At 64.1% G+C, this 25,590-nt stretch carries 23 protein-coding genes and 1 pseudogene; 10 read left to right on the top strand and 14 right to left on the bottom strand.

The genetic code is table 11. From position 1 onward, the window contains the following. Positions 1-15: 15 nt before the first annotated feature. The 5 genes and pseudogenes from AC0L2P_RS15525 to AC0L2P_RS15505 all read right to left on the bottom strand — a co-directional run bounded on the left by AC0L2P_RS15525 (position 16) and on the right by AC0L2P_RS15505 (position 4,173). Positions 16-252 (bottom strand): flavin reductase family protein, encoded by a 237-nt coding sequence (locus AC0L2P_RS15525; RefSeq protein ID WP_473502185.1) that lies wholly within the window; start codon positions 250-252, stop codon positions 16-18. Between the two features lie 68 nt (positions 253-320). Next, positions 321-437, bottom strand: a pseudogene (locus AC0L2P_RS15520) (flavin reductase); the annotation flags it as partial. Positions 438-682: 245 nt separating this feature from the next. Next, the gene (locus AC0L2P_RS15515) at positions 683-1,375 is read right to left on the bottom strand and encodes a GntR family transcriptional regulator (protein WP_473502184.1); all 693 of its coding nucleotides are present in this window, start codon (positions 1,373-1,375) and stop codon (positions 683-685) included. A 239-nt stretch (positions 1,376-1,614) separates the two neighbouring features. After that, complete coding sequence (locus tag AC0L2P_RS15510) at positions 1,615-2,547, bottom strand: dimethylarginine dimethylaminohydrolase family protein (protein ID WP_292659762.1); 933 nt, start codon at positions 2,545-2,547, stop codon at positions 1,615-1,617. A gap of 33 nt (positions 2,548-2,580) precedes the next feature. Next, positions 2,581-4,173 carry a zinc-binding metallopeptidase family protein gene (locus AC0L2P_RS15505; RefSeq protein WP_473502224.1) on the bottom strand — a complete coding sequence of 531 codons (1,593 nt, stop codon included), beginning with the start codon at positions 4,171-4,173 and terminating at the stop codon, positions 2,581-2,583. A 75-nt stretch (positions 4,174-4,248) separates the two neighbouring features. On the opposite strand from AC0L2P_RS15505, the gene AC0L2P_RS15500 reads away from it, so the two are divergent. The 6 genes from AC0L2P_RS15500 (at position 4,249) to AC0L2P_RS15475 (ending at position 9,728) form a co-directional block, all read left to right on the top strand. Further along, positions 4,249-5,136, top strand: a complete 888-nt coding sequence (locus tag AC0L2P_RS15500; protein WP_473502182.1) for a LysR substrate-binding domain-containing protein — start codon at positions 4,249-4,251, stop codon at positions 5,134-5,136. A 263-nt stretch (positions 5,137-5,399) separates the two neighbouring features. After that, positions 5,400-6,494: an ABC transporter ATP-binding protein gene (locus tag AC0L2P_RS15495; protein ID WP_473502181.1), complete on the top strand. Its 1,095-nt coding sequence runs from the start codon at positions 5,400-5,402 to the stop codon at positions 6,492-6,494. A gap of 66 nt (positions 6,495-6,560) precedes the next feature. Beyond that, positions 6,561-7,676 carry an ABC transporter substrate-binding protein gene (locus tag AC0L2P_RS15490; RefSeq protein WP_473502180.1) on the top strand — a complete coding sequence of 372 codons (1,116 nt, stop codon included), beginning with the start codon at positions 6,561-6,563 and terminating at the stop codon, positions 7,674-7,676. A gap of 24 nt (positions 7,677-7,700) precedes the next feature. Beyond that, the gene (locus AC0L2P_RS15485) at positions 7,701-8,534 is read left to right on the top strand and encodes an ABC transporter permease (RefSeq protein WP_473502178.1); all 834 of its coding nucleotides are present in this window, start codon (positions 7,701-7,703) and stop codon (positions 8,532-8,534) included. 4 nt (positions 8,535-8,538) lie between these two features. After that, a complete protein-coding gene (locus tag AC0L2P_RS15480) occupies positions 8,539-9,345 on the top strand; it encodes an ABC transporter permease (protein ID WP_473502176.1) in 807 nt (268 codons plus the stop codon). 89 nt (positions 9,346-9,434) lie between these two features. Beyond that, on the top strand, positions 9,435-9,728 hold the full coding sequence (locus tag AC0L2P_RS15475; protein ID WP_473502174.1) for a DUF982 domain-containing protein: 294 nt from the start codon (positions 9,435-9,437) through the stop codon (positions 9,726-9,728). On the opposite strand, the gene AC0L2P_RS15470 is transcribed toward AC0L2P_RS15475, so the two are convergent. After that, positions 9,725-10,792 (bottom strand): glycosyltransferase family 2 protein, encoded by a 1,068-nt coding sequence (locus AC0L2P_RS15470; RefSeq protein WP_473502173.1) that lies wholly within the window; start codon positions 10,790-10,792, stop codon positions 9,725-9,727. The two genes, AC0L2P_RS15475 and AC0L2P_RS15470, sit on opposite strands and share 4 nt — an antisense overlap. A gap of 469 nt (positions 10,793-11,261) precedes the next feature. Continuing rightward, positions 11,262-12,593 (bottom strand): dicarboxylate/amino acid:cation symporter, encoded by a 1,332-nt coding sequence (locus AC0L2P_RS15465; RefSeq protein ID WP_292659748.1) that lies wholly within the window; start codon positions 12,591-12,593, stop codon positions 11,262-11,264. Between the two features lie 236 nt (positions 12,594-12,829). Between AC0L2P_RS15465 and AC0L2P_RS15460 the strand changes: the two genes are divergently transcribed. Both AC0L2P_RS15460 and AC0L2P_RS15455 read left to right on the top strand, forming a co-directional pair. Further along, positions 12,830-14,689 carry a sensor histidine kinase gene (locus tag AC0L2P_RS15460; protein ID WP_473502172.1) on the top strand — a complete coding sequence of 620 codons (1,860 nt, stop codon included), beginning with the start codon at positions 12,830-12,832 and terminating at the stop codon, positions 14,687-14,689. Positions 14,690-14,695: 6 nt separating this feature from the next. After that, entirely contained in the window at positions 14,696-16,051 is a 1,356-nt protein-coding gene (locus AC0L2P_RS15455; RefSeq protein WP_473502171.1) for a sigma-54-dependent transcriptional regulator, read from the top strand. A 24-nt stretch (positions 16,052-16,075) separates the two neighbouring features. Here AC0L2P_RS15455 and AC0L2P_RS15450 read toward each other — a convergent pair whose 3' ends face one another. Further along, positions 16,076-16,819 (bottom strand): 2OG-Fe(II) oxygenase, encoded by a 744-nt coding sequence (locus AC0L2P_RS15450; RefSeq protein WP_473502170.1) that lies wholly within the window; start codon positions 16,817-16,819, stop codon positions 16,076-16,078. Positions 16,820-16,972: 153 nt separating this feature from the next. Between AC0L2P_RS15450 and AC0L2P_RS15445 the strand changes: the two genes are divergently transcribed. Next, a complete protein-coding gene (locus AC0L2P_RS15445) occupies positions 16,973-17,698 on the top strand; it encodes a 3-keto-5-aminohexanoate cleavage protein (RefSeq protein ID WP_473502169.1) in 726 nt (241 codons plus the stop codon). Between the two features lie 166 nt (positions 17,699-17,864). Here the strand turns inward: AC0L2P_RS15445 and AC0L2P_RS15440 are convergent, their stop codons facing one another. The 4 genes from AC0L2P_RS15440 to AC0L2P_RS15425 form a co-directional block, all read right to left on the bottom strand. Beyond that, a complete protein-coding gene (locus AC0L2P_RS15440; RefSeq protein WP_473502168.1) occupies positions 17,865-18,923 on the bottom strand; it encodes a Gfo/Idh/MocA family protein in 1,059 nt (352 codons plus the stop codon). A gap of 79 nt (positions 18,924-19,002) precedes the next feature. Continuing rightward, positions 19,003-19,788: a ThuA domain-containing protein gene (locus AC0L2P_RS15435; RefSeq protein ID WP_473502167.1), complete on the bottom strand. Its 786-nt coding sequence runs from the start codon at positions 19,786-19,788 to the stop codon at positions 19,003-19,005. Positions 19,789-20,001: 213 nt separating this feature from the next. Continuing rightward, positions 20,002-20,379 carry a DUF2778 domain-containing protein gene (locus tag AC0L2P_RS15430; protein ID WP_473502223.1) on the bottom strand — a complete coding sequence of 126 codons (378 nt, stop codon included), beginning with the start codon at positions 20,377-20,379 and terminating at the stop codon, positions 20,002-20,004. Between the two features lie 1,545 nt (positions 20,380-21,924). Then, entirely contained in the window at positions 21,925-22,737 is an 813-nt protein-coding gene (locus AC0L2P_RS15425) for a class I SAM-dependent methyltransferase (RefSeq protein WP_473502166.1), read from the bottom strand. A 187-nt stretch (positions 22,738-22,924) separates the two neighbouring features. On the opposite strand from AC0L2P_RS15425, the gene AC0L2P_RS15420 reads away from it, so the two are divergent. Continuing rightward, complete coding sequence (locus AC0L2P_RS15420; protein ID WP_473502165.1) at positions 22,925-23,347, top strand: hypothetical protein; 423 nt, start codon at positions 22,925-22,927, stop codon at positions 23,345-23,347. Positions 23,348-23,412: 65 nt separating this feature from the next. On the opposite strand, the gene AC0L2P_RS15415 is transcribed toward AC0L2P_RS15420, so the two are convergent. Together AC0L2P_RS15415 and AC0L2P_RS15410 are read right to left on the bottom strand one after the other, a co-directional pair. Then, positions 23,413-24,852: an FAD-binding oxidoreductase gene (locus tag AC0L2P_RS15415; protein WP_473502164.1), complete on the bottom strand. Its 1,440-nt coding sequence runs from the start codon at positions 24,850-24,852 to the stop codon at positions 23,413-23,415. Between the two features lie 404 nt (positions 24,853-25,256). Then, a complete protein-coding gene (locus tag AC0L2P_RS15410; protein ID WP_473502163.1) occupies positions 25,257-25,553 on the bottom strand; it encodes a hypothetical protein in 297 nt (98 codons plus the stop codon). Between the last annotated feature and the right edge of the window lie 37 nt (positions 25,554-25,590).

Raw genomic sequence — 25,590 nt, 5'->3', positions numbered from 1 at the left:
AGTAGTGCCAAAAATTCAGTAGTGAATGTCGAGCGGCCAGAGCGGCGCCGTGAACTCCGTTGGCTGCAGCGACGCGTAGCGCCCCTTGCCGAAAACAAGCGGCTGGCGCTCGGCGAAAGACCGGAAATGCTTCACCCTGCCAATGAACAGCACATGGTCGCCGGCCTCGTGCCTGGCCCACGGTTCGCAGTCGAACACCGCAGCCACCCCGGGCAGCGCCGGAGCGCCCGAGCAGCCGTGCTCGAACCGCACCCTTCCCATTTGTTGGAGAGCGGTCGCGCGAAACGGTCGGAAATGTCCTTCTGGTTCTCGGCAAGAACGTTGACCGCATAGCTGGCGGCCTTCTGCCATAGCGGCAGGCTTGCTGAGCGGCAATCGATGCTGAACAGGACAAGCGGAGGATCCAGAGACAACGAGTTGAACGAGCTCATCGTCATGCCGAGCTGCTCGCCATCGGCCAGACAGGTGACGACGCAGACACCGGTCGGAAACTGCCCCAGTGCCTGCCGAAACGCACGCACGTCGAAAGCCGTTTCCCGCTCGATGATCATACCCCTGCCCTTTCGGCACTGGTCTGTTAAGTCACCAAATCAATTCACCGCGATCCGTTGACGCACTGCCCGTCCGCTATCATCTTTTCCCGCCCATTTGACCGCGCCCGGCCATACGGACGCCACGGCCTTCATCTATGCGCCGCGACCGCCGACCTTTGCGCGGTTACTGCCGACCCCCAGCCTGCCGCCATCGGCAGCCGCAAGGCGACGAGCGTCCGCGCCAGATGCTCGGCGACTGCTGCGGCCGCCTGTTCGGGCTGTCCGCGGCGTATCCCCTCGACGATCGCCGCGTGCTCGGCGAGCACGCTGTCTCCGCGCCCGCCGGAGATCGAGATGGCATGCACGCCCATCCTCAACTGGCGATCCCGCAGGCTTTCATAGAAGTCCGCGAGCATCGAATTGCCGGCCGCGCGCACGATCGTGCGATGAAATTCCCGATCGCATTCGATGAACGCAACGGGGTCATGCCGCACCTCCATTTGTCGGGCGATCAGCCTGTCGAGTTCCGCCGCAAGCATTTCTCCGAAGCCGGCCGCCTGCCGCACGCACCACTCCTCGACCAGGCCGCGCGCCTGCATGACCGCGTCGATCTCCGCTTCGGTGATCGGCGGCACATAGGCGCCCTTCTTCGGCACGATCTGCAGGAAGCCGTCGGCTTCGAGCCGCAACAGTGCTTCACGCACCGGCGTCCGCGACGTTCCCGTCTCGCGGCAAACCTCCGCCTCGGTAAGGAACGTGCCTTCCCGACCGGGCAACGTGAGCACATGCTGCTTCAGCCAGCGGTAGACGACGTCCTGCGCAGCACCTGTCTGATGGCTCACGACGGGATCCTTGCTCGATGTCGTTTATTCATAGACAGGATATATACATGATGTCTATGTGAAATTCAAGCGGCACGTTGCTCTAGTTTGAGGCGAGATTGGAACAGTGATGTTCGATGTCGTCGAAGACAGTCCCGGACACGGTCAAAAGCGCCGGCCAGCCATGATCGCGTGGCGATGCGACCGGCCGCCTGGTCGGTTTGGCAGTAGCGCTCCAGCGCTGCTCGATAGGCGCTCCCTCACGCCGGTTCGCGCTTCAGTGCCTGCGCCATGCAGTGGATACCGCCGCCGGTCTTCGAGATTTCGCTCATGTCGATGGCCGCGACCTCGAAGCCGCGCGCCTTGAGCTGGCCGATCAGCGTCTGGCTCGAGGTCGGGGCGATCACCCTGTCCTTGCCCAGCGACATGAAGTTGCAGCCTAGCGCCATCGTGTCCTGGAACGGCACGTCGATGATTTCGTGGCCCTTGCCCTTCAGCCAGTCGACGATGCCCGGCTCCGTGCAGGCGAGGCAGACGGCGGTCAGCTTTTCGGCGATCGGCACCACCATGAGGTCGATATGGACATAATATTCGTCGATGAAGGCGATGCGGGTCTCCCAGCCCTCCTTGTCGAACCAGGCCTGGACCTGGCGGGCGCCCTCCTCCTGCGTGCGGGCGCCGCCGCAGCCGATCAGTACCACGCCATCCTCGATGACGTTGAAGTCGCCGCCTTCGAACGTGCCGGCGGTGACCATGTCGTAGATCGGGATGCCGAGCTTTTCATAGGTGCGGATCGCCGCGTAGTTCTCGCCGCGCCGCCACCATTGGGCCATGGCAGTGATGATGGCGCCATACGGGGTCATGACGCTGGAATCACGCGAATAGACCTGCATCGGCAGCTCCGGCGTCGGCTCGTGCCAGTGGATATTGACGCCGAAATGCTCGTAGGCGGCGGCCAGGTCCTTGTGCTGCGCCTGCGCGATCTGGACGTTGCAAGGCGCCTCGCGCAGATGTTTTCGCGACAGCGAACTGGTCGAGAGATGGCGCAGGAAATTCGGCGAGCCGAGCAGCACGTCGGTCAGCACGTCGGTCTCGTTGGCAAAGCCCCAGGCGGTCAGCGGCTTGGTGCCGCCGGCCGGGTTGCGGCGCTGCAGCGAAAACGGCTCGGCGACGATGCGGTCATGTACGGTCATGGGGTTCTCCTCGTGAAGGGGCGGCTTGGTTGATCATGCGGCTTGGTTGCCGGGTATCCACCAATCCCGTCCGCGCGGGGTGGTGACATATTCCGGCCAGCGAAATCCAATCGGCGGCTCGTAGTCGCACAGCGGCGCGATCCAGCTCGTGCCGCCGATCCCGCCGCCGGTGCGGGCGACGAATTCGTCCATCGCCGCGTCGCGCGCGGCCTCGTCTTCCAACAGGCGAAGTGCTGCCAGCGCGATCGTCTTTGCTGCGCAGGTGACCATCGGGTCGATGGTGGCAGAAATGCCGCCGAGCGCATTCATCGCCCAGGATGGATAGGCGTGGCCGTTCTCGGACCGCAGCGCCGGCCGGGCGACATAGAACCGCGCCGTCGGCGCATGCCACGACATGTCGGTGTAATCGTCGGAGGTGGAATTGAGCTGCGATGGCGGCAGGTCGCGACGCAGCAGCGCCTCTGCATCCTGCGGCGCAATCAGCCGCTCGAGCTCGGCGATGAATGGTTCCTCGGTCGCCTCGCCGCCGGCATTGACCTGGATTTCGCGGGCGATCGCCTTGGCCATCTCATCCCAGCGCGGTGGCCCGACCGCCGCCAACGCGTCGAAGGCAATGCCGGCCATGACGTGATTGGCCAGCCCCGGCCGCGACTTCGAGACCCAGTGCCGCTCATGGCGGCAGCCGCTCATCTTTGCCGCGGCCTCCGCATTGCGATCGAGCATGGCGGTGGCCTGCTCGGCCATCGCAACCGTCGGCACGCGGATCATGTACTGGATCTCGGCCAGCCCAGCCGGCAGATTGTCGGCGGTCGCCTGCCCCGCCGTCAGGATCGCCTCGCTGATCGACCAGCCGCCCTGGTGCGGCAGCATGGAATCGCGCAGCGCCTTCGAGGCCAAGTACATCATCATGAGCGCATCGTTGGCGCCCGGCGCCCTGACCGCCGAATGCGCCTGCGGGATGGGTGCTGCGGTGCCGGCCACCCTCGCCCAATGTTCCGGCTCGTCGCAGATGAAGCGGTAGATCATCGCATAGGCCGCACCGCAATGGGTGTCCCACCGCGCCGTGTTGCACAGCGGCAGCATGTAAAAAGGATGGAAGGAGATCATGCCTGCCAGCCCGTCGTAGTAGCCCTTCGCCGCATGGATCGGCTTCGACCCCCGCACCTTCTCCGCCGGCTCGCCGGTGAAGCGCAGCGTGCCTGATATGCCGTGGCGCTGCATCGCCGCCTTGGTCGCCAGCAGCCCGCCGAGGCTGGCAATGCCGAGGCCGGAATGCGGATCGGTGTGGCCGCCGGCCTGTTCGCCGAGGCCCGGACGCGGTCGCTTTACCGTCGCCGCATCCTGGCAATTGCCAGGCACCGCGTCGTATTCGGCATACAAGCCGATCGTCGGGCCGGCACCGTTTGTCCAATGGGCGCAGAAGGCCGTTGGCATACCGCCAGACCCTTCCTCGACCGAAAAGCCTTCGTGCTTCAGGCGCTCGACATACCAGACGGCCGACTGGTATTCGCGCCAGGCGGTCTCGCCGAAATCGAAGATGGTCCGCGTCCACGCCGACAGCGACGGCTGGATGTCGTCCAGACAAGCAAGCGCGGTCGCTTGCGCCGAGGTCACCGGTTTCTCCATGGCGGAAAGAAAGCAGTGAAGCGCCCCGCCAAAAAGTGATATGTTTTCCCGGCTCATGCAAATTCGGTTCACCTCTTGAGAATTCCCTCGACGCAGGCGCTGCGCGCCCTCGACAGTTTTGCCCGCCATGGCAGCGTCTGGCGCGCCGCTGACGAACTGCATCTGACCCGCAGCGCAGTCAGTCATCAATTGCGCCTGCTTGAACGCGATCTCGGCTTCGACCTGCTCGAACGCATCGGCAAGGGCGTGGCGCTGACGCCGCGCGGCCAGCGCTATGCCAGCGACGTGCGCAAGGCGCTGACGGTGCTGGGCGACGCGGTGACGCGCCATGCCGGCACCGGCGTCGGCGGCTCATTCAGTGTCAGTTGTACGCCGGGTTTCGCCTCGCTGTTCCTGTGCACCCATATCGGCGAGTTCCGGCAGATGTACCCCGATGTCGCGCTGCGCGTCCTGACGCCGCGGCGTCTCGATGACGTCAGCAATGCCGAGGCCGACGCCTTTATCGCCTTTGGCGTCGGCAACTGGCCGAACCGCGCGGTCGAGCTGTTGTGCGAGATTTCCTTCACGCCGCTGTGCAGCCCGACGCTGCTCAACAAGATCGGCGGCTTCTCCAAGCCGGCAGACGTGCTGCGCGCCAATCTCCTGCATCTCGGCGACACCGAGGACTGGGCGCGCTGGCTGGCCCTGTCCAAGGTCGAGAACCCCGACCCGGAAGGCGGCATCTTCTTTTCCGACATGAACCTGGTCTTTTCGGCGGCGATCGCCGGCCAGGGCATCGCCATCGGCGACGAGCTGACCAGCGGCCGGGCACTGAGCGAAGGCCGGCTGGTCCGCCCCTTCGACATAGCGATCAATTCCCCGCGCTCGTATTTTCTGGTTTCCGAGCACGCCAAGGCGGCGCATCCGGTGCTGGAGGCGTTTGGGCGGTGGCTGAGGTCGAAGCTGTCGGAGAACCAGCGTTAATCTCCCCCCTCGAGGGGGAGATGGCCGCGAAGCGGCCAGAGGGGGTCGGTCCGACTGGGCTCGGCCTGCTGGTGCAGAGGAGGTTGGCGCTCCACGCGCAACGACCCTCTCTGTCGCCTTCGGCGACATCTCCCCCTCAAGGGGGGAGATTGGCAGCGCTACCCGCCATAGATGAATCAAATTTGCCGATCAGGCGAAAACTATTCGGTTGCGGTGAGCCGCCGCCCTGCCTACGATTTCGCCTACGCTAAGGAAAGGGCAGGATGCAGCAACCCGGCCGGGCCGCAGAGATCAAGGCAATCGGGATCGGCAAGAGCTTCGGCTCGTTCCGTGCGCTGGACGATCTGGCGCTCGATATCGGCCGTGGCGAGTTCCTCACCCTGCTCGGCCCGTCCGGTTCGGGCAAGACCACCTTCCTGATGATTCTTGCCGGCTTCATTCAGCCGACCGACGGCCGCCTTTACAGCGACGGCGTCGACATCACCGAGCGGCCGGCCGAGCAGCGCGCCGCCGGCATGGTGTTCCAGGGCTACGCACTGTTCCCGCATATGTCGGTCGAGGCCAACATCGCCTTCCCGCTCAAGGTGCGCAAGAAGCCGGCGGCCGAGATCAAGCGCCGCGTCGGCGAAATGATCGAGCGCGTCGGGCTCAAGGGCCACGAAAAGAAACTGCCGTCGCAATTGTCCGGTGGCCAGCAGCAGCGCGTCGCGCTGGCGCGGGCGCTGGTCTTCGAGCCTGGCGTGCTTTTGCTCGATGAGCCGTTTTCGGCGCTCGACAAGGGCCTGCGCGGCCAGATGCAAGCCGAGATGAAGCGGCTGCACCAGGAGACCGGCACAACCTTCGTCTTCGTCACCCATGACCAGAGCGAGGCGCTGGCATTGTCGTCGCGCGTCGCCATCTTCAACCACGGCAAACTGCTGCAGGTCGGCGCCCCGGACGAGGTCTACGACCGGCCGGACAACCGCTTCGTCGCCGAGTTCCTGGGCGAGATCAACATGCTGCCGCTGAAGGGCGTGCGCCCGGCGGACGATGGCTCGACGGGCCTCTGCGAAGATCGCGCGATCAGCATGCGCTGCAAGGCCGAGAAGGTGCGTGGCGACGCCATCCTGGCGATCCGGCCCGAATACATGTCGATCGCGCCGGAAGCGGCAGCGGGCGAGAATGGCATTGCCGCGACTGCCGTCGCCTCCACCTATCTCGGCGCTGCGACGCGGCTCGATCTGACGACGCGCCAGGGCGCCAAGGTGACGGTCTCGGTGCCGAACGAGGTTGCCGCTTCCGCGCTCAGCAAAGGCAATTCCGTCTGGCTGACTTGGCCGGCGGAAAAGGGTTTCCTCCTTCCGGACGGAGGACAATGACAATCGGCGTAGCGAAGGCGCCAAGCTCACTTTCGGGAATATCAACGACAAAAAAGGGGAACTGACATGACAAACGACACCAAGAAACATTCGATCGAGGCGCTGTCCGCCAGGGCCGTGCGCGGCGAGATCTCGCGCCGGCAGTTCACGCAACTGGCCGCACTGGTGCTGGCCGGCACGCCGATGCTGCTGCGCTCGACCGGCGCCTTTGCCGCGGCGAAGGAGCTGGTGCTGGTCAACTGGGGCGGCGACGCCATTACCGCCTATGACGCCGCTTACGGCCAGGCCTTCACCAAGGAGACCGGCATCACCGTCAAGATGGACGGTTCCGGCCCGACCGAAGGCGCAATCGCGGCGCAGTTCAAGAGTGGCGCCCCGACCTGGGACCTGGTCGACGTCGATCCGTTCTCGGCCATCACGCTCGGCGCGCAAGGCATGCTCGAGCCGATCGATTATTCGATCGTCGACAAGAAGAAGATGCGGCCGGGATTCGGCTGGGAATACGCCGCCTCGACCTATTTCTTCTCCTATGTCATCGCCTACGATGCCGAGAAATACGGCAGCCAGGCACCGACAGGGATGGCCGACTTCTTCGACGTGGCAAAATTCCCCGGCAAGCGCTCGCTCTACAAATGGGGCGTGTCGAGCTGGGAAGCGGCGCTGCTTGCCGACGGCATCGCGCCGGCCTCGCTCTATCCGCTCGACCTCAAGCGCGCGCATGACAAGATCGCCGCCTTCAAGGAAAACGTCGTCGCCTATTGGGGTGGCGGCGCCGAAAGCCAGAGCGTGCTGCTCAATGGCGAGGCCTCGATGGCGATCGTCTGGTCGACCCGGGCTTCGCTCATCGAGCAGGACTCCGGCGGCAAGATCAAGTTCATCTGGGACCAGGGCCTGATCTCGCCCGGCGCGCTCGCCGTGCTCAAGGGCAATCCCGGCGGCAAGGACGCGGCGATGAAGTTCATCGCTAGCACCCAGGACCCGCAGAAGGAACTCATCATGTTCGAAAAGCTCGGCCAGGGTCCGGCCAATCCGGCCGCCGACGCGCTGATCCCCGCCGACAAGAAGCGCATCAACCCCGTCGATCCCGAGAACATGAAAAAGCAGATCCCGCTCGACATGGATTGGTACGCCAAGAACTACGGGGCGGCACTCGACGAATACACGAAGATCATCTCCGCCTGACAAGCCGGGATAACCGGGGGCGAGATGAGAGCATACCTCTCCGACAGGATGGGCGCGGCGGTGTTAATGGCGCCGCTGCTCCTCTTTCTTGTGCTGGCCTACGCCTGGCCATTCCTCGGCGTGGTCAAATGGAGTTTTACCCTGCCCACACCGGGGCTGGGGCAGTACAATGCGCTGCTCACGGATCAGTTGGTGCAGTCGGTCTTCATCCGCACGTTGCGCATCGCCGCCATCGTGACGATCGTTTCGGTTGCCGCCGCCTACGCCATCACCGTTGTCTGGGTGCGCGGCACGCCGGTGCAGCGCGTCCTTGCCGAGTTCTGCATCCTGGTGCCGTTTTGGATCTCGGTGCTGACGCGCGCCTTCGGCTGGGTGGCGCTTTTGTCCAATCGCGGCCTGATCAACACCTGGCTGCAGGCGGTCGGCTTCATCTCGGAGCCGCTGGCGCTGGTGCGCAATGAGTTCGGCGTCATCGTTGGCATGACGCATTTCCTCATCCCCTTCGCGGTGTTTCCGCTGGCCTCTTCGATGCGTAGCCTCGATGACCGCGTGCTGCTTGCGGCGCGCGGCCTCGGCTCCAGCCGCATGCGCACCTTCTGGTCGGTGTTCGTGCCGATGACCCGCTCCGGCATCATCGGCTCGGCGCTGATCGTCTTCGTCTTTTCGCTCGGCTTCTTCGTCACGCCGGCGATCCTCGGCGGCGGCCGCAGCGTGATGATCGCCGAGCTGATTTATCTCCGCATCTTCCAGAGCCCGGATTGGGGCCTGGGCGCGGCGATCAGCGTGGTGCTGGTGCTGTTCGTCGCCGCGCTGATGGCGCTGCTTTTCCGTTATGTCAGGCCGAAGCAGTTGGTGTAGCGCGATGCCGACCTACCGCCCCGGTCCCGTCTCGTTGATCCTCGCCGCCTTGGTCGCGCTGTTCCTGCTGCTGCCGCTGCTCGCCGTCATTCCGGTGTCGCTGACGCCGAGCCGCATGCTGGCGATGCCGTCCGGCGAATTGTCGCTGCGCCATTACCAGGCGCTGATCGAGGATCCGCGCTGGATCAATTCGATCCTGCTCTCGATCAGGATCGGCATAGTCAGCAGCGCCTTTTCCACGGTGCTGGCACTGTGCTTCAGCCTCGGCGTCTGGATGTTCCAGCCGCGCTTCACCGCCGCTCTCGTCGGCTTCGTGCTGCTGCCGATGGTAGTACCGCCGGTGGTCTCGGCGATCACGCTCTATTTCCTGCTGACCTCGCTCTCCGGCGTCAGCTCGTTCTTCGGCTACGACACCTGGCTGGGTGTCGCCATGGCGCATGCGGTGATGACGGTGCCCTTCGCCACGGTGCTGATCCTGGTGTCGCTCAGCCAGCTCGACCGCCGCATCGATCTTGCCGCACGCGGCCTCGGCGCCACCGTGTGGGAGCGCGCCACCCGCATCATCATGCCCAACATCAAGTTCGGCATCGTCACCGCGGCACTGCTCTCCTTCGTGCTGTCTTGGGAAGAGATCGGCGTCACCCTGTTCATCACCTCGGTCAACGCCATCACGCTGCCTCGCTTGATGTGGATGGGCCTGCGCGACAACATCGACCCGGCGATCGCAGCCCTCTCGGTGATCCTGATCGTCATCACCGTGCTGGTGCTTGTGGCGCGCAGCCTCGTGGTCAGGCTGCGCGCGGCGCAGTGAGGGCTGCCTCACGCCGTGGTTACTGGCGCGAATGAAACCTTGCGCTACGATTTTCGTTATAGATAGTTCAACACGTCGAAGGCTCCGCCATGACCCAAGGATGGTTTTCCAAGCCGGTAGCGGTTGCGGTCGGCATCGTGGGAGATATCCGCAACATTTCCAATGCACGGCAGGCTGTCGAATTGCTGGAAGCCCATTGGCGCGACGCCGGCAGCGCCAAACACGGCTTGGCACTGCGCACATGCCGCCGTGCCGTGAGCGACGATCGCTGGACCGAAGCCGCCAGGGACGCGTTCATCGAGGCCGCGCGGGAGGCGCATGTCCTGGTCGAGCGAGCCGTCGAGCCGGAGGGCCGATCCCGGCAGCAGGGTGATCGCCGCTAACCCATCGCGTGGCGGATTCTCTTGGACAGGCGGCTCAGAAATGCCGGCCTGGACGACGCGTCAAGCTTCCACGACAGCACCGCGGTCGACATTTTCCGCGGCAACACCCCAACCGACAGGAACCAGGCGGCAAGGATGGCGCGCCGCCGCAGGGATGCGGTCATTTCGAGGCTGGCGACGGCGCCGGCTGCCCCGAGCGCCAGCCGGGAATCGTCGGCCACGGGATGTCGGTCTCTGTCGGCGCAAAGCGACGCCAGCCGCTCCTCCAGGTGGACCGGATCGTGGCGGACAGCATCCGACGGCACGATGTTCAGGCCGATCCCGGAGGCCTGGTCGGACAGCGCCTGCATGCGGCGGAAATCGTGGGTTACCCGCCAGCGTGCCCGTTCGCCGAGCTTTTCACCGAAGACCGAATGGTTGGCGCCATGGATCCGGTAGGCGCCGAGGCATTCGTCGATGGACTGGACATGCCCGTACATAGGCGCCAGCGTTGCCAGGTAGCCGTCGGCGCCCTGGCGGAACTCCGGCTCCGGTATGGGCATGATCGATTCGAGCGTTGCGCGGTCGAAGGCCAGCCCGCTGGTCACGGTGGTCTGATAGCGGCCCTTGTGCAGCAGTTTCGGCATGACGTCGCCGCTGTCGAAAGGCAGTTCGGGCGGCGGAAAGACATCCTTGATGCGTTGCCCTTCGTCGACGATATGCAGTCTGGACTGCACCTGAGCGGTTGCCTCGTCCCAGGTGTCGACGATGGTGGAGACGGCACTTGGATAAAGATAGTCGTCGGCGTCGAGGAACAGGACGATCTTGCCCGAGCTCGCCGCAAAGCCGGTGTTGAACGCCGCCGCGTGTCCGCCATTTTGCGCTCGCGGCCGTGCGAGGATCTCGTCCCCATAGGATTTCATGATCGTCGTGGAATTATCCTGCGATGCATCGTCGACGACGATGACCTCGACATCCGCGTAGTCCTGCTCGAGGGCGCTGTCGATGCTGCGTTTGAGAAACCGCGCATAGTTGTAATTCGGGATGATGATGGATACCGGAATCCTGTTTTGGACAGACTGCATCGCGTTTGACCTCGCATCTTGCTTTGGTTCGGCAAGGGCCCTCATAGGCTCGGCCATCTTCAAGCGCCCCTCTTGGCGCGGGACGCGTTCCCCGGGGAAAAAGCTTGCGCTTTCCACGAGGAGACGGGTCACGTTTCGCTTTGCGACTTCGTATTGAGGCCGCCATTGCCTTCGAGGGCTGCTGCCATGGTCAGGGGGCCGGCGGCAGCAAAAGCTCCAACGGTTCGGCCAAGGTGATATCGCAACCGAGCCCGACGGAAATGTCTCGCCTCGCGATCAGGTCGGGAGCGAAGCGGACGGGTGCCATGAAGGCATGGCGGATACTGGCTTTTAAATGCGGCTGGAACAAGCCCGCGTCGAAAACGGGGCCACTTCAGGTTGCGTTCAGGCGGCATGCCGCGACCGCCGGTGCTTTTGCCCCGGAGCCGGCGAACCGCCTCCGGGGCTTAAAGCCATGTGGCCTGAACAGTCAGGCGGCCTGCAAGCCTGGCAGCGACAGGTCTACTTCCTCCGGCAAGTCGCCGGCCATGGCGGCGGCAAACTTCGTCTGGTCGAGTTCTCCCTCCCAGCGTGCCACCACCACTGTCGCCACGGCATTGCCGATAAAATTGGTCAGCGCCCGGCATTCCGACATGAAGCGGTCGACGCCGAGGATCAGCGCCATGCCGGCGACCGGCACGGTGGGTACGACCGAGAGCGTCGCCGCCAGCGTGATGAAGCCGGCGCCGGTGATGCCGGCGGCACCCTTGGAGCTCAGCATGGCAACGGCGAGCAGCAGGATTTGGTCGCCGTAGGTGAGCGGCGTGTCGGTCGCCTGCGCGATGAACAGCGCCGCCAGCGTCATGTAGATGTTGGTGCCGTCGAGGTTGAAGGAATAGCCGGTCGGGATGACCAGGCCGACCACCGAGCGGTTGCAGCCGGCGCGCTCCATCTTGGCCATGAGGCCCGGCAGTGCCGCTTCCGAGGACGAGGTGCCGAGCACCAGCAGCAGCTCTTCCTTGATGTAGCGGATCAGCGCCAGGATCGAGAAGCCGTTGTAGCGGGCAACCGCGCCGAGCACCACCAGCACGAACAGCAGCGCGGTCAGGTAGAACGTGCCGATCAGCATGGCGAGGTTGGCGATCGAGCCGATGCCGTATTTGCCGATGGTGAAGGCCATCGCGCCAAACGCGCCGATCGGCGCGGCCTTCATCAGGATGGCGACGAGGCGGAAAATCGGCGTGGTCAGTGCCTGCAGGAAATCGACGACCGGACGACCGCGATCGCCGACCAGCGCCAGGGCGACACCGAACAGCACCGAGAAGAACAGCACCTGCAGGATATCGCCCTGCGCGAAGGCGCCGGTGATGGTGTCGGGGATGATGTTCATCAGGAAGCCGACGATGGTTGTGTCGTGCGCCTTCTCCGCATAGGCCGTCACCTTGGTGGTATCGAGCGTGGCCGGATTGATATGCATGCCGGCGCCGGGCTGGACGACATTGGAGACGACCAGGCCGACGACCAGCGCCAGCGTCGAGAATACCAGGAAATAGATCATCGCCTTGCCGGCGACGCGGCCGACCTTCTGCAGGTCGGAAACGCCGGCGATACCGGTCGCCACCGTCAGGAAGATCACCGGCGCGATCACCATCTTCACCAGCTTGATGAAGGCGTCGCCGAACGGCTTCATCGCCTCGCCGGTTTCCGGATAGAAATGGCCGAGCAGCACACCGGCGGCGATCGCCGCCAGCACCTGCACATAAAGATGCCGGTATAAGGGAAGTTTCCCGCGCGGCTCGGCGGCAGCGATTGCTGTCTGCATGACGTCCTCCATGGCGCCCCGATCGAAAGCTCGACTCCCCGGGGCAGTTGTTTTGACCAGCAGCCTCGCGACTGCTGAATTCGTGTTTGCAACAGCCGTGCCAAATACGCACAGGAGTTCTTTGTCCTTGATTTTGTTGAACATTCGCAAACGTCCGCAGTGCTGGACGCATGGACGAGTGCGAATCTCCGCATAGGTCGAATTGTGTTTTGTGCGAGTTCATGCACAAATGGGCGATGCTGCAACGCCCCGCCGGTACCTTGTCTTCGACGCCCGAGCAACTCGCCAGGCGTGCGCGCCGAGCCTGGCTGCTGTTTGCGGCCGTCGCCTTGCTGATCGTCACGGCAGCGCTCTACGGCGCCGGCCTCTTCGGCCGCAAGGCCGAGGTCGAGACCCTGGCGGCGCAGGGGCGTACCGACGCCAATCTGAAGGTCGCGCTGCTGCGCGCCGTGCTCGAAAGCCCGCGCGCCCTGCCCCTGCTTTTATCCGCGGACCAGCAAGTGCGTGACGCGCTGTCGCAGAAAAATGCCGCGGCGATCGATGTGCTGAACCGCAAGCTCGAGGGGCTGGTCTCCGGCACCAAGGCGTCGGTGCTCTATGTCGTCGGCACCGACGGACTGGCGATCGCCTCCAGCAACTGGCGCGAGCCGATCAGCTTCGTCGGCAATGACTACCGTTTTCGCGATTATTTCTCCGGCGCGATGCAGGCCGGAACCGCCGAGTATTTTGCGCTCGGCAATGTCAGCAAGCGTCCCGGCCTCTACATCTCGCGGCGCGTCGGCGATGCAGACGCACCGCTCGGCGTCGTCGTCGTCAAGATGGAGTTCGACCAGCTCGAAGCCGACTGGCGCGAGGCCAACCGCCCGGCCTATGTCAGCGACGAGAATGGCGTCGTGCTGATCACCAGCGTGCCGTCCTGGCGCTTCATGACAACCGCACCACTGGCCGCACCTAAGCAAGCCGTGATCCGCGACAGCCAACAGTTCGGCGACGCGCCGCTTGTTGCGTTGCCGATCATGCACCCGCAGCCGCTCAGCCCGGATGTGTCGATCATTCACGCGGTGACGCCCGGCGGCAGCGACGCGGAGTATCTCAGCCTCTCAACGCCGGTCCCCTCGACCCCATGGCGGCTCGACTATCTCGTCCCGGCCGAGGCGCCGATCGCCGCCGCCGCCCGCGAAATGCGGCTCCTCGCGCTCGGCGTCGTCGTCCCGCTGCTCGGCCTGGCCGCGTATCTGTTGTGGCGCCGGCGGTCGGCGCAGATGCGGATTGCCGCCGAACAGGCGGCGCGCACCGAGCTCGAACGCCGCGTCGTCGAACGCACCGAGGATTTGAGCCGCGCCCGCGACCGGCTGCAGGCCGAGATAACAGGCCACCGCAGCACGGAAGCCAAGCTCCAAATCGTGCAGCAGGATCTGGTCCAGGCCAACCGCCTCGCCATCCTCGGCCAGGTCGCCGCCGGCGTCGCCCATGAGATCAACCAGCCGGTCGCCACCATACGCGCCTATGCCGACAACGCCCGCACCTTCCTCGACCGCAAGCAGACCGGGCCGGCCGAGGAAAACCTCGGCGCCATCGCAGCCCTTACCGAACGCATCGGCTCGATCACCGAGGAATTGAAGGCATTTGCCCGCAAGGGCCGCACCGCCGCCGAGCCTGTCGAATTGCGCGGTGTCATCGAGGGTGCGGTGGTGCTGTTGAGAAGCCGCTTTGCCGGCCGGCTCGACGCATTGGCCATCGACCTGCCGCCGCCGAGCCTCAGGGTCATGGGCAATCGGGTGCGGCTCGAACAGGTGCTGATCAACCTCTTCCAGAACGCGTTGGAGGCGCTCGCCGGCCGCGACGACGCTCATGTGCAGGTGTCGGTCGAAGCGACCGCGGACGGCGTGACGGTTGGCGTGTCCGACAATGGACCCGGCATTCCGCCAGCGATTCTCAAATCGCTGTTCACGCCGTTCAACACCTCCAAGGAAAAAGGCCTTGGCCTTGGCCTTGTCATCTCGAAGGACATCGTCGCCGATTATGGCGGCCGCATCGAGGTTTCAAGCAACGACGGCGGCACCCGCTTCACCATTCATCTCCAGACAGCAGCGTAAGCCATCATGACGAACGACAATGCCGCGCCGGTGATCCTGATCGACGACGACCGCGATCTCCTCAAGGCCACCGCGCAGACGCTGGAGCTTGCCGGCTTCTCGGTCTCCGCCTTTGCGGTGGCGGCCGAGGCGCTGGCCGGGCTCGACGCCGGTTTTGCCGGCGTCGTGGTGTCGGATATCCGCATGCCGCAGATCGACGGCTTGCAGCTTTTCAACCGTGTCCTGCGGCTGGATGCGGACATTCCCGTCATCCTCGTCACCGGCCACGGCGACATCGCCATGGCCGTCAAGGCGATCAAGGACGGCGCCTACGACTTCATCACAAAGCCTTTCGCCGCCGACCGGCTGGTGCAGAGCGTGCGCCGGGCAGCGGAAAAGCGCCGCCTGGTGATGGAGAATCGCGCCTTGCGCGAGGCGGCCGGAGAGGCGCAGGACGGCCTGCCGCTGATCGGCCAGACACCGGCGATGGACAGGCTGCGCCGCACGCTGCGCCAGATCGCCGACACCGACGTCGATGTGCTGGTGACCGGCGAGACCGGCTCCGGCAAGGAGGTGGTCGCCAGTCTTCTGCATCGCTGGAGCCGTCGCGCCAAGGGCAATTTCGTTGCGCTGAATTGCGGTACGCTGCCGGAGACGGTCATCGAGAGCGAGTTGTTCGGCCATGAGGCCGGCGCCTTCACCGGCGCGCAGAAGAAGCGGATCGGCCGCATCGAGCACGCCAGCGGCGGCACGCTGTTCCTCGACGAGATCGAAAGCATGCCGGTCTCGACACAGGTGCAGATGCTGCGTGTGCTGGAGATGCGCGAGGTCACGCCGCTCGGCACCAACGAGGTGCGGCCGGTGGATCTGCGCGTCGTCGCCGCCGCCAAGGTCGACCTCGGCGATCCGCGCCAGCGCGGCGCCTTCCGCGAGGATCTCTACTACCGGCTCAACGTGGTGACGATCTCGATCCCGCCGCTGCGCGAGCGCCGCGAAGATGTCGCCCTGCTGTTCTTCTACTTCGCCGAGCGCGCCGCCGCCCGCTTCCACCGCCAGGTACCGGCAGTACCGGCGACGGTGCATCGCCATCTGAGCGACCATGACTGGCCGGGCAATGTGCGCGAACTGGCGCATTTCGCCGAGCGGTTTGTGCTTGGATTGGAGGAAGGCGCCCAAGCACAACCCCCTGCCCCGACCCAATCGAAAATCGCCATGAAGCTGCCGGAACGGCTGGAGCGCTACGAGGCCGACATCATCCGCGAGACGCTTGACCGCAACGAGGGCGATGTCAGGCGCACGATCGAAGCGCTGGGGATTCCGCGCAAGACTTTCTACGACAAGCTCCAGCGCCACGGCATCGTGCGCAGCGATTTTTCCAGGTAATCGCCGCCGGACCGGGCAACTCGGCTACTTGGCATCGTGGAAGATGATGCCGACGGTGTGGCGCATGCCGGAGCGAAGCCGGCTGACGCCATGCCGGAGATTGACCCGGTAATTGCCCCGTGTGCCCTGGACCGGACGATTGTGGACCGCGAAGGCGACCGCATCGCCCTGGCGCAGCGGCACCACTTCGGCGCGGCTTTGCATGCGCGGACGCTGCTCGGTCAGCACGAACTCGCCGCCGGTGAAATCCTTACCCGGTTCGGACAACAGGATCGCCACCTGCAGCGGGAAGGCAAGATCGCCGTAGAGATCCTGGTGCAGGCAGTTGAAGTCGCCGGCAACGTATTGCAGCAGGAGCGGCGTCGGCCGCGTCTGGCCCTGCTCATGGCATTGCTTGAGAAACGCGGCGTGTTCGCCGGGATAGCGCTGCGCGATACCCATGCGCGCGTTCCAGTCGTTGGCGACCGTGGCGAGGCGCGGATAGAGCGCGCTGCGCAAGCCGCCGATCAGATCGGGCAGGGGATAGCGGAAATAGCGGTACTCGCCCTTGCCGAAGCCATGCCGCGCCATGTGGACATGGCTGCGGAAGTGGCTTTCATCCGGATAGAGCCCGGCGATCTGCCGGCACTCCTGCGGCGTCAGCAGCTTTTCCATCACCGCGCAGCCATAGCCACTCAGCTCTTCGGCGAGTTTCGGCCAATCATAAGCGGCGACGCGCGTTTCCGCCGAATTGATCGCCGCTTTCGCGCCTATCGAATGGATGGTCATGGCTTTGGCTCCTGTGGCTTCTCTATCATTGAGATGGGTGAAACGGCGCGCGCGGACCACCCGTTTCTTGCCGGGTGAGCTTCGCGGGAGGACAATTTCCGATTTCGTTGTCGTGCGCTAAACTTGGTCCACTTCAACGAGGCCGCCACCTCCATGATCGTCCAGACCTGCATCAATGGTGCGCGCAGCGCCGATTTCCACCCCAACCTGCCGCTTGATCCAGAAGCCATGGCGCGCGACGGTGCGACCTGCGTCGCCGCCGGTGCCGCCGAACTCCACGTCCATGCCCGCGGGCTCGACGGTCGCGAAAGCCTGGCTCCGGCGGCGATGGACCGCACCATCCTTGCGCTCCGCCGCGCCTGTCCTGGAACGTTGATCGGCGTGTCGACCGGCGCCTGGATCGAGAATGACGACGAGCGGACGTTGGCCGCGATCGCCGGTTGGAGCGAGCTGCCCGACTACGCCTCGGTCAATCTCAGCGAAGACGCCGCGCCCGCCGTCATGGAGCGTCTGCGCCAGCGCGGCATTGGCATCGAGGCGGGGCTTGCCTCGGTTGCCGATGCCGAGCGGTTGGCGAGCCTCGACCATGGCAAACGCGTGCTGCGCATCCTGATCGAAATCTCCGAGCAGGAGTCGGACGATGCGCTGGAGATCAGCGACGATATCGCCGCCGTGCTCGACGGCGCCGGAATGCGCCGGGAGATCCTGCTGCACGGCGCCGACGCCACGGTCTGGCCTTTCGTGCACCGGGCGGCGGCGCGTGGCTGGTCGACGCGTGTCGGACTGGAAGACGGCAAGGAGCTTCCTGATGGAACGGTAGCATCCGGTAACGCTGCACTGACAGCCGCGGCGGTCGCGATTTTCAGAGCGGGACGTTAGCGGGGGGCAAAAAACCCGCCTCCGGTGGGCGGGTCGTTGGAGCCAATGAGCACCATACCTAAATTAGTAGCATAGCTGCCGGCACAAAGCAAGAACAAAATGTGGCACCGTGGCCGAAAAACAGGAAAATAAGCTCCTGACGGCGCGCAGCGGCCTCATGCTGGCCTTACTGCGTATCGGCGTGCGTGCTTAATTCAGCCCTCTTCCCATCCGAGACGACGGCGAGGTCGAGGACCTTCTGCAATTCGGCCGCGTGGCGAAATGACGGTTCGGCCTGGATGCCGTTGCGCACCGCATTGACGAAGCGCTGGTAGTTGGTCGCCACCGTTCCGGCGTCCAGAACCTGCCATTTGGCGTTTTCGACGTCTTCGCCGATGCAGGCTTTCAGCTCCGAGCCGGTCAGATTGTGCACGACTTCGATGCCGCCCTTGTCGCCGTAGATGCGCAGGCGGAGTTCGTTCAAATGGCCGGTTGCCCAGCGGCTGGCATGGACGACGCCGAAAGCGCCATTGCTGAAATCCAGCGCCATGGTGAAGCTGTCATTGGCGTCGAGCTCGTACTCGCCGATGCGGTTGCCGGGGGCCTTGTCGAAGGATCTCAGCCGGCAGAATACATGGTCGATGTCGAGCGCCGCGCCATAGCTGGCGAAATCGAGGATGTGGATGCCGACGTCGCCCAGCACGCCATTGGAGCCGTGGCCGCGCGACAGCCGCCACAGCCATTTCGGATCGGTGCGCCAGTCGCCCCAGAACTTGGATACCAGCCAGCTCTGCAGATAGGACGCCTCGACATGCCTGACCGTGCCGATCTCGCTGGCCAGCACCATGGCGCGCGCTCTCTGCAGCGGCGCGACATTGCGATAGGTCAGGTTGACCATGTTGATGATGCCGGCCCGCTCGGCCGCATCGGCCATTTCACTGGCCTTCTCGAAGTTTTCGGCCAGTGGTTTTTCGCACAGCACCGGCTTGCCCGCCGCGATCAGCATCATGGTGGTCGGATGATGAATGCGATCGGGCGTCACGTTCGCCACCGCGTCGAACTTGCCCCACGCCAGCGCCTCGTCCAGTGACGCGAACCGGTTGGGGATACCGTAAATGTCCGAAAACTTGTCGACGCGCGTGCGGTCGAGATCGACGGCGCCGATCAGTTCGACGCCCTCGATCTTGCCGAACTGCCTGGCGTGCTCTTCCGCCATCCAGCCGGTGCCGAGTATCAACAGGCGCATGATTCTTGTCCTTAGGGCGGGCTTGTCTTCTTGTTCGATCATGGATTTCCCGAACCAAAGTTCGGGATCGCGGCCTAGACTAGCGGAACCCGGCTTCGCCGGCGGAATGAAGCTTTCCGCCGCGCTCGACGATCGGCTCGAGCGCCTTTTCCACCGGCACGTTCGGCGCATCGAGGATGGCCGGATTGGAGCCTTGCGGGTTGTGCGCCCATTTCACCGCATTGCGCAGCACCTTCTGGACATTGGCGTCGTGATAGGTCGGATAGGTCTCGTGGCCGGGCCTGAAATAGAAGATGTTGCCGGCACCGCGGCGATAGGTCAGCCCCGACCGGAACACTTCGCCGCCCTGGAACCAGGAGATGAACACGGTCTCGAGCGGCTCCGGCACGGCGAACTGCTCGCCATACATCTCCTCGTTCTCGAGCTCGAAGTACTCGCCGATCCCGGCAGCAATCGGATGGTTGGGGCTGGTCACCCAGAGCCGCTCGCGCTCGCCCGCCTCGCGCCATTTCAGCGTGCAGGGCGTGCCCATCAGCTTCTTGAAAATCTTCGAGAAATGGCCGGAATGGAGAACGATCAGCCCCATGCCTTCCCAGACGCGGCGCGCCACGCGCTCGACGATCTCGTCGGCGACGGCGCCATGATCCTTGTGTCCCCACCACAGCAAGACATCGGTTTCGGCCAGACGGTCGGCCGGCATCCCATGCTCCTTCTGCTCCAGCGTCGCCCACGACACCGAGATCTCCGGGTCCAGCTTCAGCGCATTGGCGATCGTCGCGTGCATGCCCTCGGGATAGATGCCGGCGACCACCTCGTTGGTCCGCTCATGGATATTCTCGCCCCAGACGACAGCGCGTATTGTCATGATGTCCTCGTGATTGTTTGAAGCTGGAGCCGCCCGACCGGTCAGTCATAATATCCTCGGCCGTGAATGAAAACCATTTCGCGGCCGGCTGCTGACAATCCGTTGGAAAGCGGGCGGGAAAGTCTACGCGGCAAACCAGCGATGCCGCAGGACAGACGCGGGCGCGAAGGATCGCTACAGAGCGGCTTTCACTCTTCATCGCCTGCGAACAACTTAAGCGCCGCGGCCCTCTTGGGCGACGCGTGTCAGCGGCTTCGACAGGCGCGGCACCACGACGAGGCGCTTGATCTTGCCCCTTTTGTAGGCGGCGAGAAAACGCGCATAGTCCTTGAAGACGACGCAGCCATTGGATTCGGCGCGGCCGCCGCGCAGCATGTAGGTGTGGGCGAGCAGACCGTCGCGACCATATTTGTTGCTGCCGCTGGCAGGGGTGAGACGCAGGGCCTCGACGCCGTGGAAGCGCGATTCCCGCAGCGTCAGATTGTAGGTGTCGGGCGGCGTCGGACCGACATTCTTCTTGTGGACATAGCGCGGCTGGTCGACCATCGAACCGTATCCCGAATGTGCCTCCAGCCGCGAGCCGTCGGGCATATAGACGGTCTTGGCCGAGATGTCGTAGACGGCGACGCCGCTGCCCGTGCCGGGCGTGGTGAACAGGTTCCTGAAGGCTCCGCCGAGACCGCCGGAAGGCATGTCGGGTTTGGCATAGGCCAGCATGTCGCCGCCCTGCGTCTTCGGCCGCTTGCCCGGCTTGCCCGACACCGCCAGCACTGCCGCTTGTGACGAACTGCGAGGCGACAGGCTGCCCGGTTGCGTCTCGACTGGCGGAGCGTCGGCCGTCTGGACCTTGCTCGCCTTGGCGGTCTTGGAGGCCTGCGCTTGGGGCGGCTCCGCTTTTGCTGCCTGATCCTTCGGCGCCCGGTCTTTCGAGGCTTGAGCCTGGGCCGCCGGCTCATCGTTGTCCGCGTGCGGACGCAGCATCGGCAGCGGAATGCTGTCGGGCATGTCGTCTTGCGGTGGCAGCGAGGCCAGCTGGACCTTAGGCTCTTGCGAAGCCGCGGGCTCGCTTGCCGCGACGGCTGCCGGGAGCACGTCGATCATCTGCTCCGGCAATGTATTCGCCAGCGCCAGCGCCAGGCGCGACGAGCGTTCGATCTCCGCCACCTCCGGCCCGAAGCGCACCGATGCCGGGCCGTTCGGGTCGGGTATGCGTACCGGCTCGGCGAACCGGGCGTTGGCCGGCAGGCTTGCGAGCTTGACGGGCGAACCGGCTGAGGCACTGGCAAAGGCGGCGGCAAGCTTTTGCGGCGACAGCGCTGCCTTGGCCACCACGTTGTCGAAGCTTGGATGCCGCGATGCGGCGGCGACAGGCGGCACGGCATCGCGCTTGAGACGCGCCGATTTTCCCTGGTGAACGAAGTTCGACGCCGACCGCAGGCAATTGGCATCGCATCCATGCTGCAGCAGCTGGGCCGACAGCGCTGCGCCTGCCGCGGCCCATGTCGGGGACCGCGCCTTTGCAAGGCTGCGGCGAGGATCGGCGAGCGCGATGGTGCGCGGCGCGAGCAGGCTTTGCGGAAGACCGTTGGAAGCGGCGGTGAGCGAAGTTCCCATCGAATAGAGTCCGGCCAAGGTCGCCACCGACCATAAAGCAATGGCTGCGCCGACGGCCGGAACCGCGACCCAGCGCAGGCCGGGCCTCATCGAAGTCAATCCAGTTGCAGGACTGTCACCCCGGATTTTCGCACTTACAAACGCCATTCAACCACTCTCAATCGGCCGATGCCGGCTGGCGGATTTCGCAGCCGTGACATTCACAGTTCGCCTGGTGCCCCCAGCACACTTCGCGTCTGTTGCCGATTGATTCAAAAGATGGACAAAGTTGGTTAACCAATCCCTCTACCGACCGCCGATTGGGCGACGGTCACACCGAAAAATGCCCTCCAAAACCTGCATAGTTGGCAAAACTGCCCTCCAATGATGACTTTGCTGCCCGTTTTTGTCGGCCGAGTCAAGAAAGCGAAATGACTAGACCTTGCTGGGCAGAGACGGCGACGGCTGCCAAAGTGAAGCCGGGTCGACCAGAATCGTCGGCCAACAGCCGCCGCCATCGAGCCCTCGCGATCGGGTCAGCACCTAGACCACAGCCACGATTATGTGAGCCTGGATTTTGGCAGCGACCTCGCCGCTGCCATGCCTGTCTGCAATCGCGGCTGCGGCGTAGTCGGTTGCAACATCCAGTTTTCCCGCCTCCCTGGCCTCGATTTCGTTGCGAAGCAGAGTGCCCTGGCAATAAGCAACGGCCGGACCGCGCGGCGAGGAGGCACGGCTTTGTTCGGCCCTCGTCTCGATCACCACGCCGGAAAAACCTGCCTCCTCCAGTTCGCTATGGATCAGTGCCGTATCGTGGTAGCCATGCGGCGTGCGTGCCAGAAAGCGCGGCGGATCGTTCGGAAAAATCCTGGCGAGAGCATTGGTCACGTCGTCGGCAAATACATTCTCCTCGATGCGATCCCATACGCTGAATAGAAAATGTCCTCCGGGTTTCAGGACCCGCCGGGCTTCGCGGTAGGCAGATGAGCGGTTGGGAAAGAACATCGCGCCGAACTGGCAACAAACGAGATCGAAGGCGGCATTTTCAAACGGCAGCGCCAGAGCATCCGCCTGGCGCCATTTGATGCGATCGTCGGGAGCTTGCCGCGAAGCGGCATAGTCGAGCATCGGCTGGTTGAGGTCGGTTACGACATAGCTTGCAGCGGGGGATAGTTTTGGCGCCAATGCGCGGGTGACCACCCCGGTGCCCGCGGCGGTTTCCAAAACGGCCCTGGGCGACAAGGACGCTGCTCGTCGTGCAAGATCCGCGGCGAACGGCTCGAAAATCAGCGGCACCATATAGCGGTCGTAGTTTTCCGGAATTGAGCCAGCGAACACCTTGTCGGTTTCCAGCATTGCTATCCCCGTCGCCCGTTTGATGCTCTTCAGCGTAGCATGGAATTGTTTGATATTCGGTCGCATTCGACCGGGAGGCGTTTCGCCCCCCCCGGAGCGCCGAAACGCGTTCTTCAATTATCTGCATATGTGCTAATATATTGCGGCCATGCGCATTGGTGCATGGCCAATATAATGGGAGGATGCGATGAAAACGCTAAATCGCAGGTCTGCAATCGCGGTCGGCGTGACGGCGGCCGCGGTAACGCCTTTGTTCACGCTGGCGGCAGCTGCAAAGGTCAAGAAATACGGCCCGAAGGAAGGCAAGGAAATAGCCCCCGGCGTCAGGGTGGTCGAGGTCGGCACCGGCAATTCCGACATCCCCGCCTACAAGAGCATCTCAATTGTTGATGTGGTCTTTCAGCCCGGAGCAGCCGCTCCTGCAATGGTGATGGACAACGACATGGTGTGCACCATTGCCGCCGGTGAATTCACGATCAAGAAAGCCGACAAGGAATTCAAGCTCAAGGAAGGTGACATGTACACCTGCTCCAAGGGCAAGACCGACGCGGCAGCCAATACCAGCAAGGTGGTCGGCATCCACCGCATCGCCGTCTTGATACCTGCCTAGCGCATGCCGACGCGAACCGGCCCGCGTCCGCTTTGGAGACGCGGGCCCTTGATGATCTGCCTGGCCTAAGCGGCGCGCAAACTTTCCACTGGGCGCAAATTCTGGTTCATGCGGAACAGGTTCAGCGGATCATAGCGCTGCTTGATCTCCAGAAGCCGCTGATGGTTGCCGCCATAGGCCGCTTCGACCCGGTCGACCTCGTCCTCCGGCATGAAGTTGATATAGACCGTGCCGGCGGCGAAGGGCCTCGTGCCTTCATAGATGCCGCGCGCCCAGTCGATGCAGGCGCTGTCCATTCCCGGTTCGCGCCAGCGCGCGTGAACATTCATGACGTAGTGCGCGCTGCGTTGCGGAAACGCCGTTGCATCCGCTGCAACGCGGCCCGCGACACCACCGACATGGCCGAAGAATACTTCGCATTCTGGGCCGGGAAGCCGGGAGATCGCTGATGTGACGACTCCGATCGCGCTGTCGGAAAGCTCGGTGAAGTCATGGCTCTTCCAGTAATTGCGGGCGCCGGGCGTCAGCAGCGGATCGAACCCCTGCTGCCATGCGGTGAACGGGGTGATGCCGACGACATCGACGATCGGCGTTCCGATGGCGCGTAGTCTTTGCGTCGCCTTCTCGCCCTCCTCGAGGTCGCCGCAATAGCACATGGCCAGAACCAGCACCTCCTTGCCGTGCCATTCAGCCGGCAGGAACGGTAGCGGCGGCGCCTGCCGCATGACCACCCAGCAGGTCAACTCATTGGGCGCCGTTTCAAGCGCCGCCCGGTACTCACGCAGCACGTTTTCGGCATCGGCAAACGGATGAACGACAAGTCCCGACAGGACCTGTGGACCGACCTGATGGAGCTTGAACTCGAAGGCCGTGACGACGCCGAAATTGCCGCCGCCACCGCGCAGCGCCCAGAATAGGTCCGGATTTTCCGTCTGGCTGGCGCGCAAAAGCTTGCCGTCTGCGGTAACCACGTCGGCGGAGAGAAGGCTGTCTATGGTCAGGCCGAATTTCCGCGTGATCCAGCCGAAGCCGCCGCCCAGCGTCAGTCCCGATATGCCGGTGGTCGAGTTGATGCCGGTTGGCAGCGCCAGTTCAAAAGCCTGTGTTTCCCTGTCCACATCGGCGAGCGTCGCTCCAGGTTCCACCCATGCCCGCCGCGGCGCCGGATCGACCCGCACCGACTTCATCGGCGACAGGTCGATCACCAGCCCGCCATCGCAGACGGCGTTGCCGGCAATGTTGTGGCCGCCGCCGCGAACTGCAAGCAGAAGCCGGTTTTCCCTGGCAAAATTCACGGCGGCGATAACGTCGGCGGCGCCGACGCAGCGCACTATAAGCCCTGGCCGCCGATCGATCATGGCGTTCCAGATCGTGCGCGCTTCGTCATAGGCAACATCGCCTTCCCTGAGTATGGTGCCGCGCAATTGCGCCGAAAACGCCTCCAGGGCTGCGGCCTCGACAGTCGTCTTGCCGCGCTCAAGTGTGGTGAGGCTCATGCTGTCCATGGTTTTCCTCCCGATTTTATTAATGAGCGGTTCTCCCTCCGCCCGCATTGGAACTGTGCGCTTATATTAGAAGGCGCGCAAGTTTCGAGCCAACGCCTTCGCCCTGAGCAAGTATCGTCGGCATGCCCATCGGTGCGGCGCGGAAGACCGGCAAGCCGCCTGGACATCGCTACCCGATGGTGGGCAACAACGGTCTCTTCAAGCTTACGGGAAAGTCTCGGACATTAACGCAGCGCATGATGCGATGACGCAGGCCCGCATTCACGAAAAACGCTGGGCAGAAGCTCGCGCGATGCCCCGAGGGAGTCGAAGCTGCAGCCGGCCACCGCATCGAACGTCCATTCGCGCGGACCGGCCCAATCGCCGGCCCGCAGGCAAATTTAACCTGTATCCTTATCTGCCGCTCAGCAACCTTCTGGGGTCTTTTTCATCTGGCCGGGGGCGGCAGTTTTGGCATTAGTATCCTGCTGACCTGGAGCCGCCTGCTGGGCACTGCCGGTCTGCTGGCCAGGGGCGCAGTTCTTGGCTGAGTTCGAGTTCGTGGAGCCGGTGGTGGTGGTTGTGTCCGTGCCCTGATTGTTGGTGCTGGGCATGGTTGTCGTGGTCGAGGTCCCGCTCGTCGATGTTCCGCTCGTCGTCTGAGCAAGCGAAAGCCCGGCCGAAACTGCCAGCATCGCTGACGCTAAAAGTATTCGTTTCATCATCGTTCTCCTGTTTAGAGTGCGCGGGATGCGCTGA

The sequence above is a fragment of the Mesorhizobium sp. WSM4836 genome, assembly GCF_055811815.1.
This window is presented reverse-complemented; position numbering and strand designations above follow the sequence as displayed.

Excerpts from the sequence above, each read along its gene's own strand:
- AC0L2P_RS15510 (WP_292659762.1), bottom strand. The coding sequence starts at position 2,547 with ATGACCGTACATGACCGCATCGTCGCCGAGCCGTTTTCGCTGCAGCGC.
- AC0L2P_RS15505 (WP_473502224.1), bottom strand. The coding sequence starts at position 4,173 with ATGGAGAAACCGGTGACCTCGGCGCAAGCGACCGCGCTTGCTTGTCTG.
- AC0L2P_RS15495 (WP_473502181.1), top strand. The coding sequence starts at position 5,400 with ATGCAGCAACCCGGCCGGGCCGCAGAGATCAAGGCAATCGGGATCGGC.
- AC0L2P_RS15490 (WP_473502180.1), top strand. The coding sequence starts at position 6,561 with ATGACAAACGACACCAAGAAACATTCGATCGAGGCGCTGTCCGCCAGG.
- AC0L2P_RS15485 (WP_473502178.1), top strand. The coding sequence starts at position 7,701 with ATGAGAGCATACCTCTCCGACAGGATGGGCGCGGCGGTGTTAATGGCG.
- AC0L2P_RS15480 (WP_473502176.1), top strand. The coding sequence starts at position 8,539 with ATGCCGACCTACCGCCCCGGTCCCGTCTCGTTGATCCTCGCCGCCTTG.
- AC0L2P_RS15475 (WP_473502174.1), top strand. The coding sequence starts at position 9,435 with ATGACCCAAGGATGGTTTTCCAAGCCGGTAGCGGTTGCGGTCGGCATC.
- AC0L2P_RS15470 (WP_473502173.1), bottom strand. The coding sequence starts at position 10,792 with ATGCAGTCTGTCCAAAACAGGATTCCGGTATCCATCATCATCCCGAAT.
- AC0L2P_RS15465 (WP_292659748.1), bottom strand. The coding sequence starts at position 12,593 with ATGCAGACAGCAATCGCTGCCGCCGAGCCGCGCGGGAAACTTCCCTTA.
- AC0L2P_RS15460 (WP_473502172.1), top strand. The coding sequence starts at position 12,830 with ATGCTGCAACGCCCCGCCGGTACCTTGTCTTCGACGCCCGAGCAACTC.
- AC0L2P_RS15455 (WP_473502171.1), top strand. The coding sequence starts at position 14,696 with ATGACGAACGACAATGCCGCGCCGGTGATCCTGATCGACGACGACCGC.
- AC0L2P_RS15450 (WP_473502170.1), bottom strand. The coding sequence starts at position 16,819 with ATGACCATCCATTCGATAGGCGCGAAAGCGGCGATCAATTCGGCGGAA.
- AC0L2P_RS15445 (WP_473502169.1), top strand. The coding sequence starts at position 16,973 with ATGATCGTCCAGACCTGCATCAATGGTGCGCGCAGCGCCGATTTCCAC.
- AC0L2P_RS15440 (WP_473502168.1), bottom strand. The coding sequence starts at position 18,923 with ATGCGCCTGTTGATACTCGGCACCGGCTGGATGGCGGAAGAGCACGCC.
- AC0L2P_RS15435 (WP_473502167.1), bottom strand. The coding sequence starts at position 19,788 with ATGACAATACGCGCTGTCGTCTGGGGCGAGAATATCCATGAGCGGACC.
- AC0L2P_RS15430 (WP_473502223.1), bottom strand. The coding sequence starts at position 20,379 with ATGCCCGACGGCTCGCGGCTGGAGGCACATTCGGGATACGGTTCGATG.
- AC0L2P_RS15425 (WP_473502166.1), bottom strand. The coding sequence starts at position 22,737 with ATGCTGGAAACCGACAAGGTGTTCGCTGGCTCAATTCCGGAAAACTAC.
- AC0L2P_RS15420 (WP_473502165.1), top strand. The coding sequence starts at position 22,925 with ATGAAAACGCTAAATCGCAGGTCTGCAATCGCGGTCGGCGTGACGGCG.
- AC0L2P_RS15415 (WP_473502164.1), bottom strand. The coding sequence starts at position 24,852 with ATGGACAGCATGAGCCTCACCACACTTGAGCGCGGCAAGACGACTGTC.
- AC0L2P_RS15410 (WP_473502163.1), bottom strand. The coding sequence starts at position 25,553 with ATGAAACGAATACTTTTAGCGTCAGCGATGCTGGCAGTTTCGGCCGGG.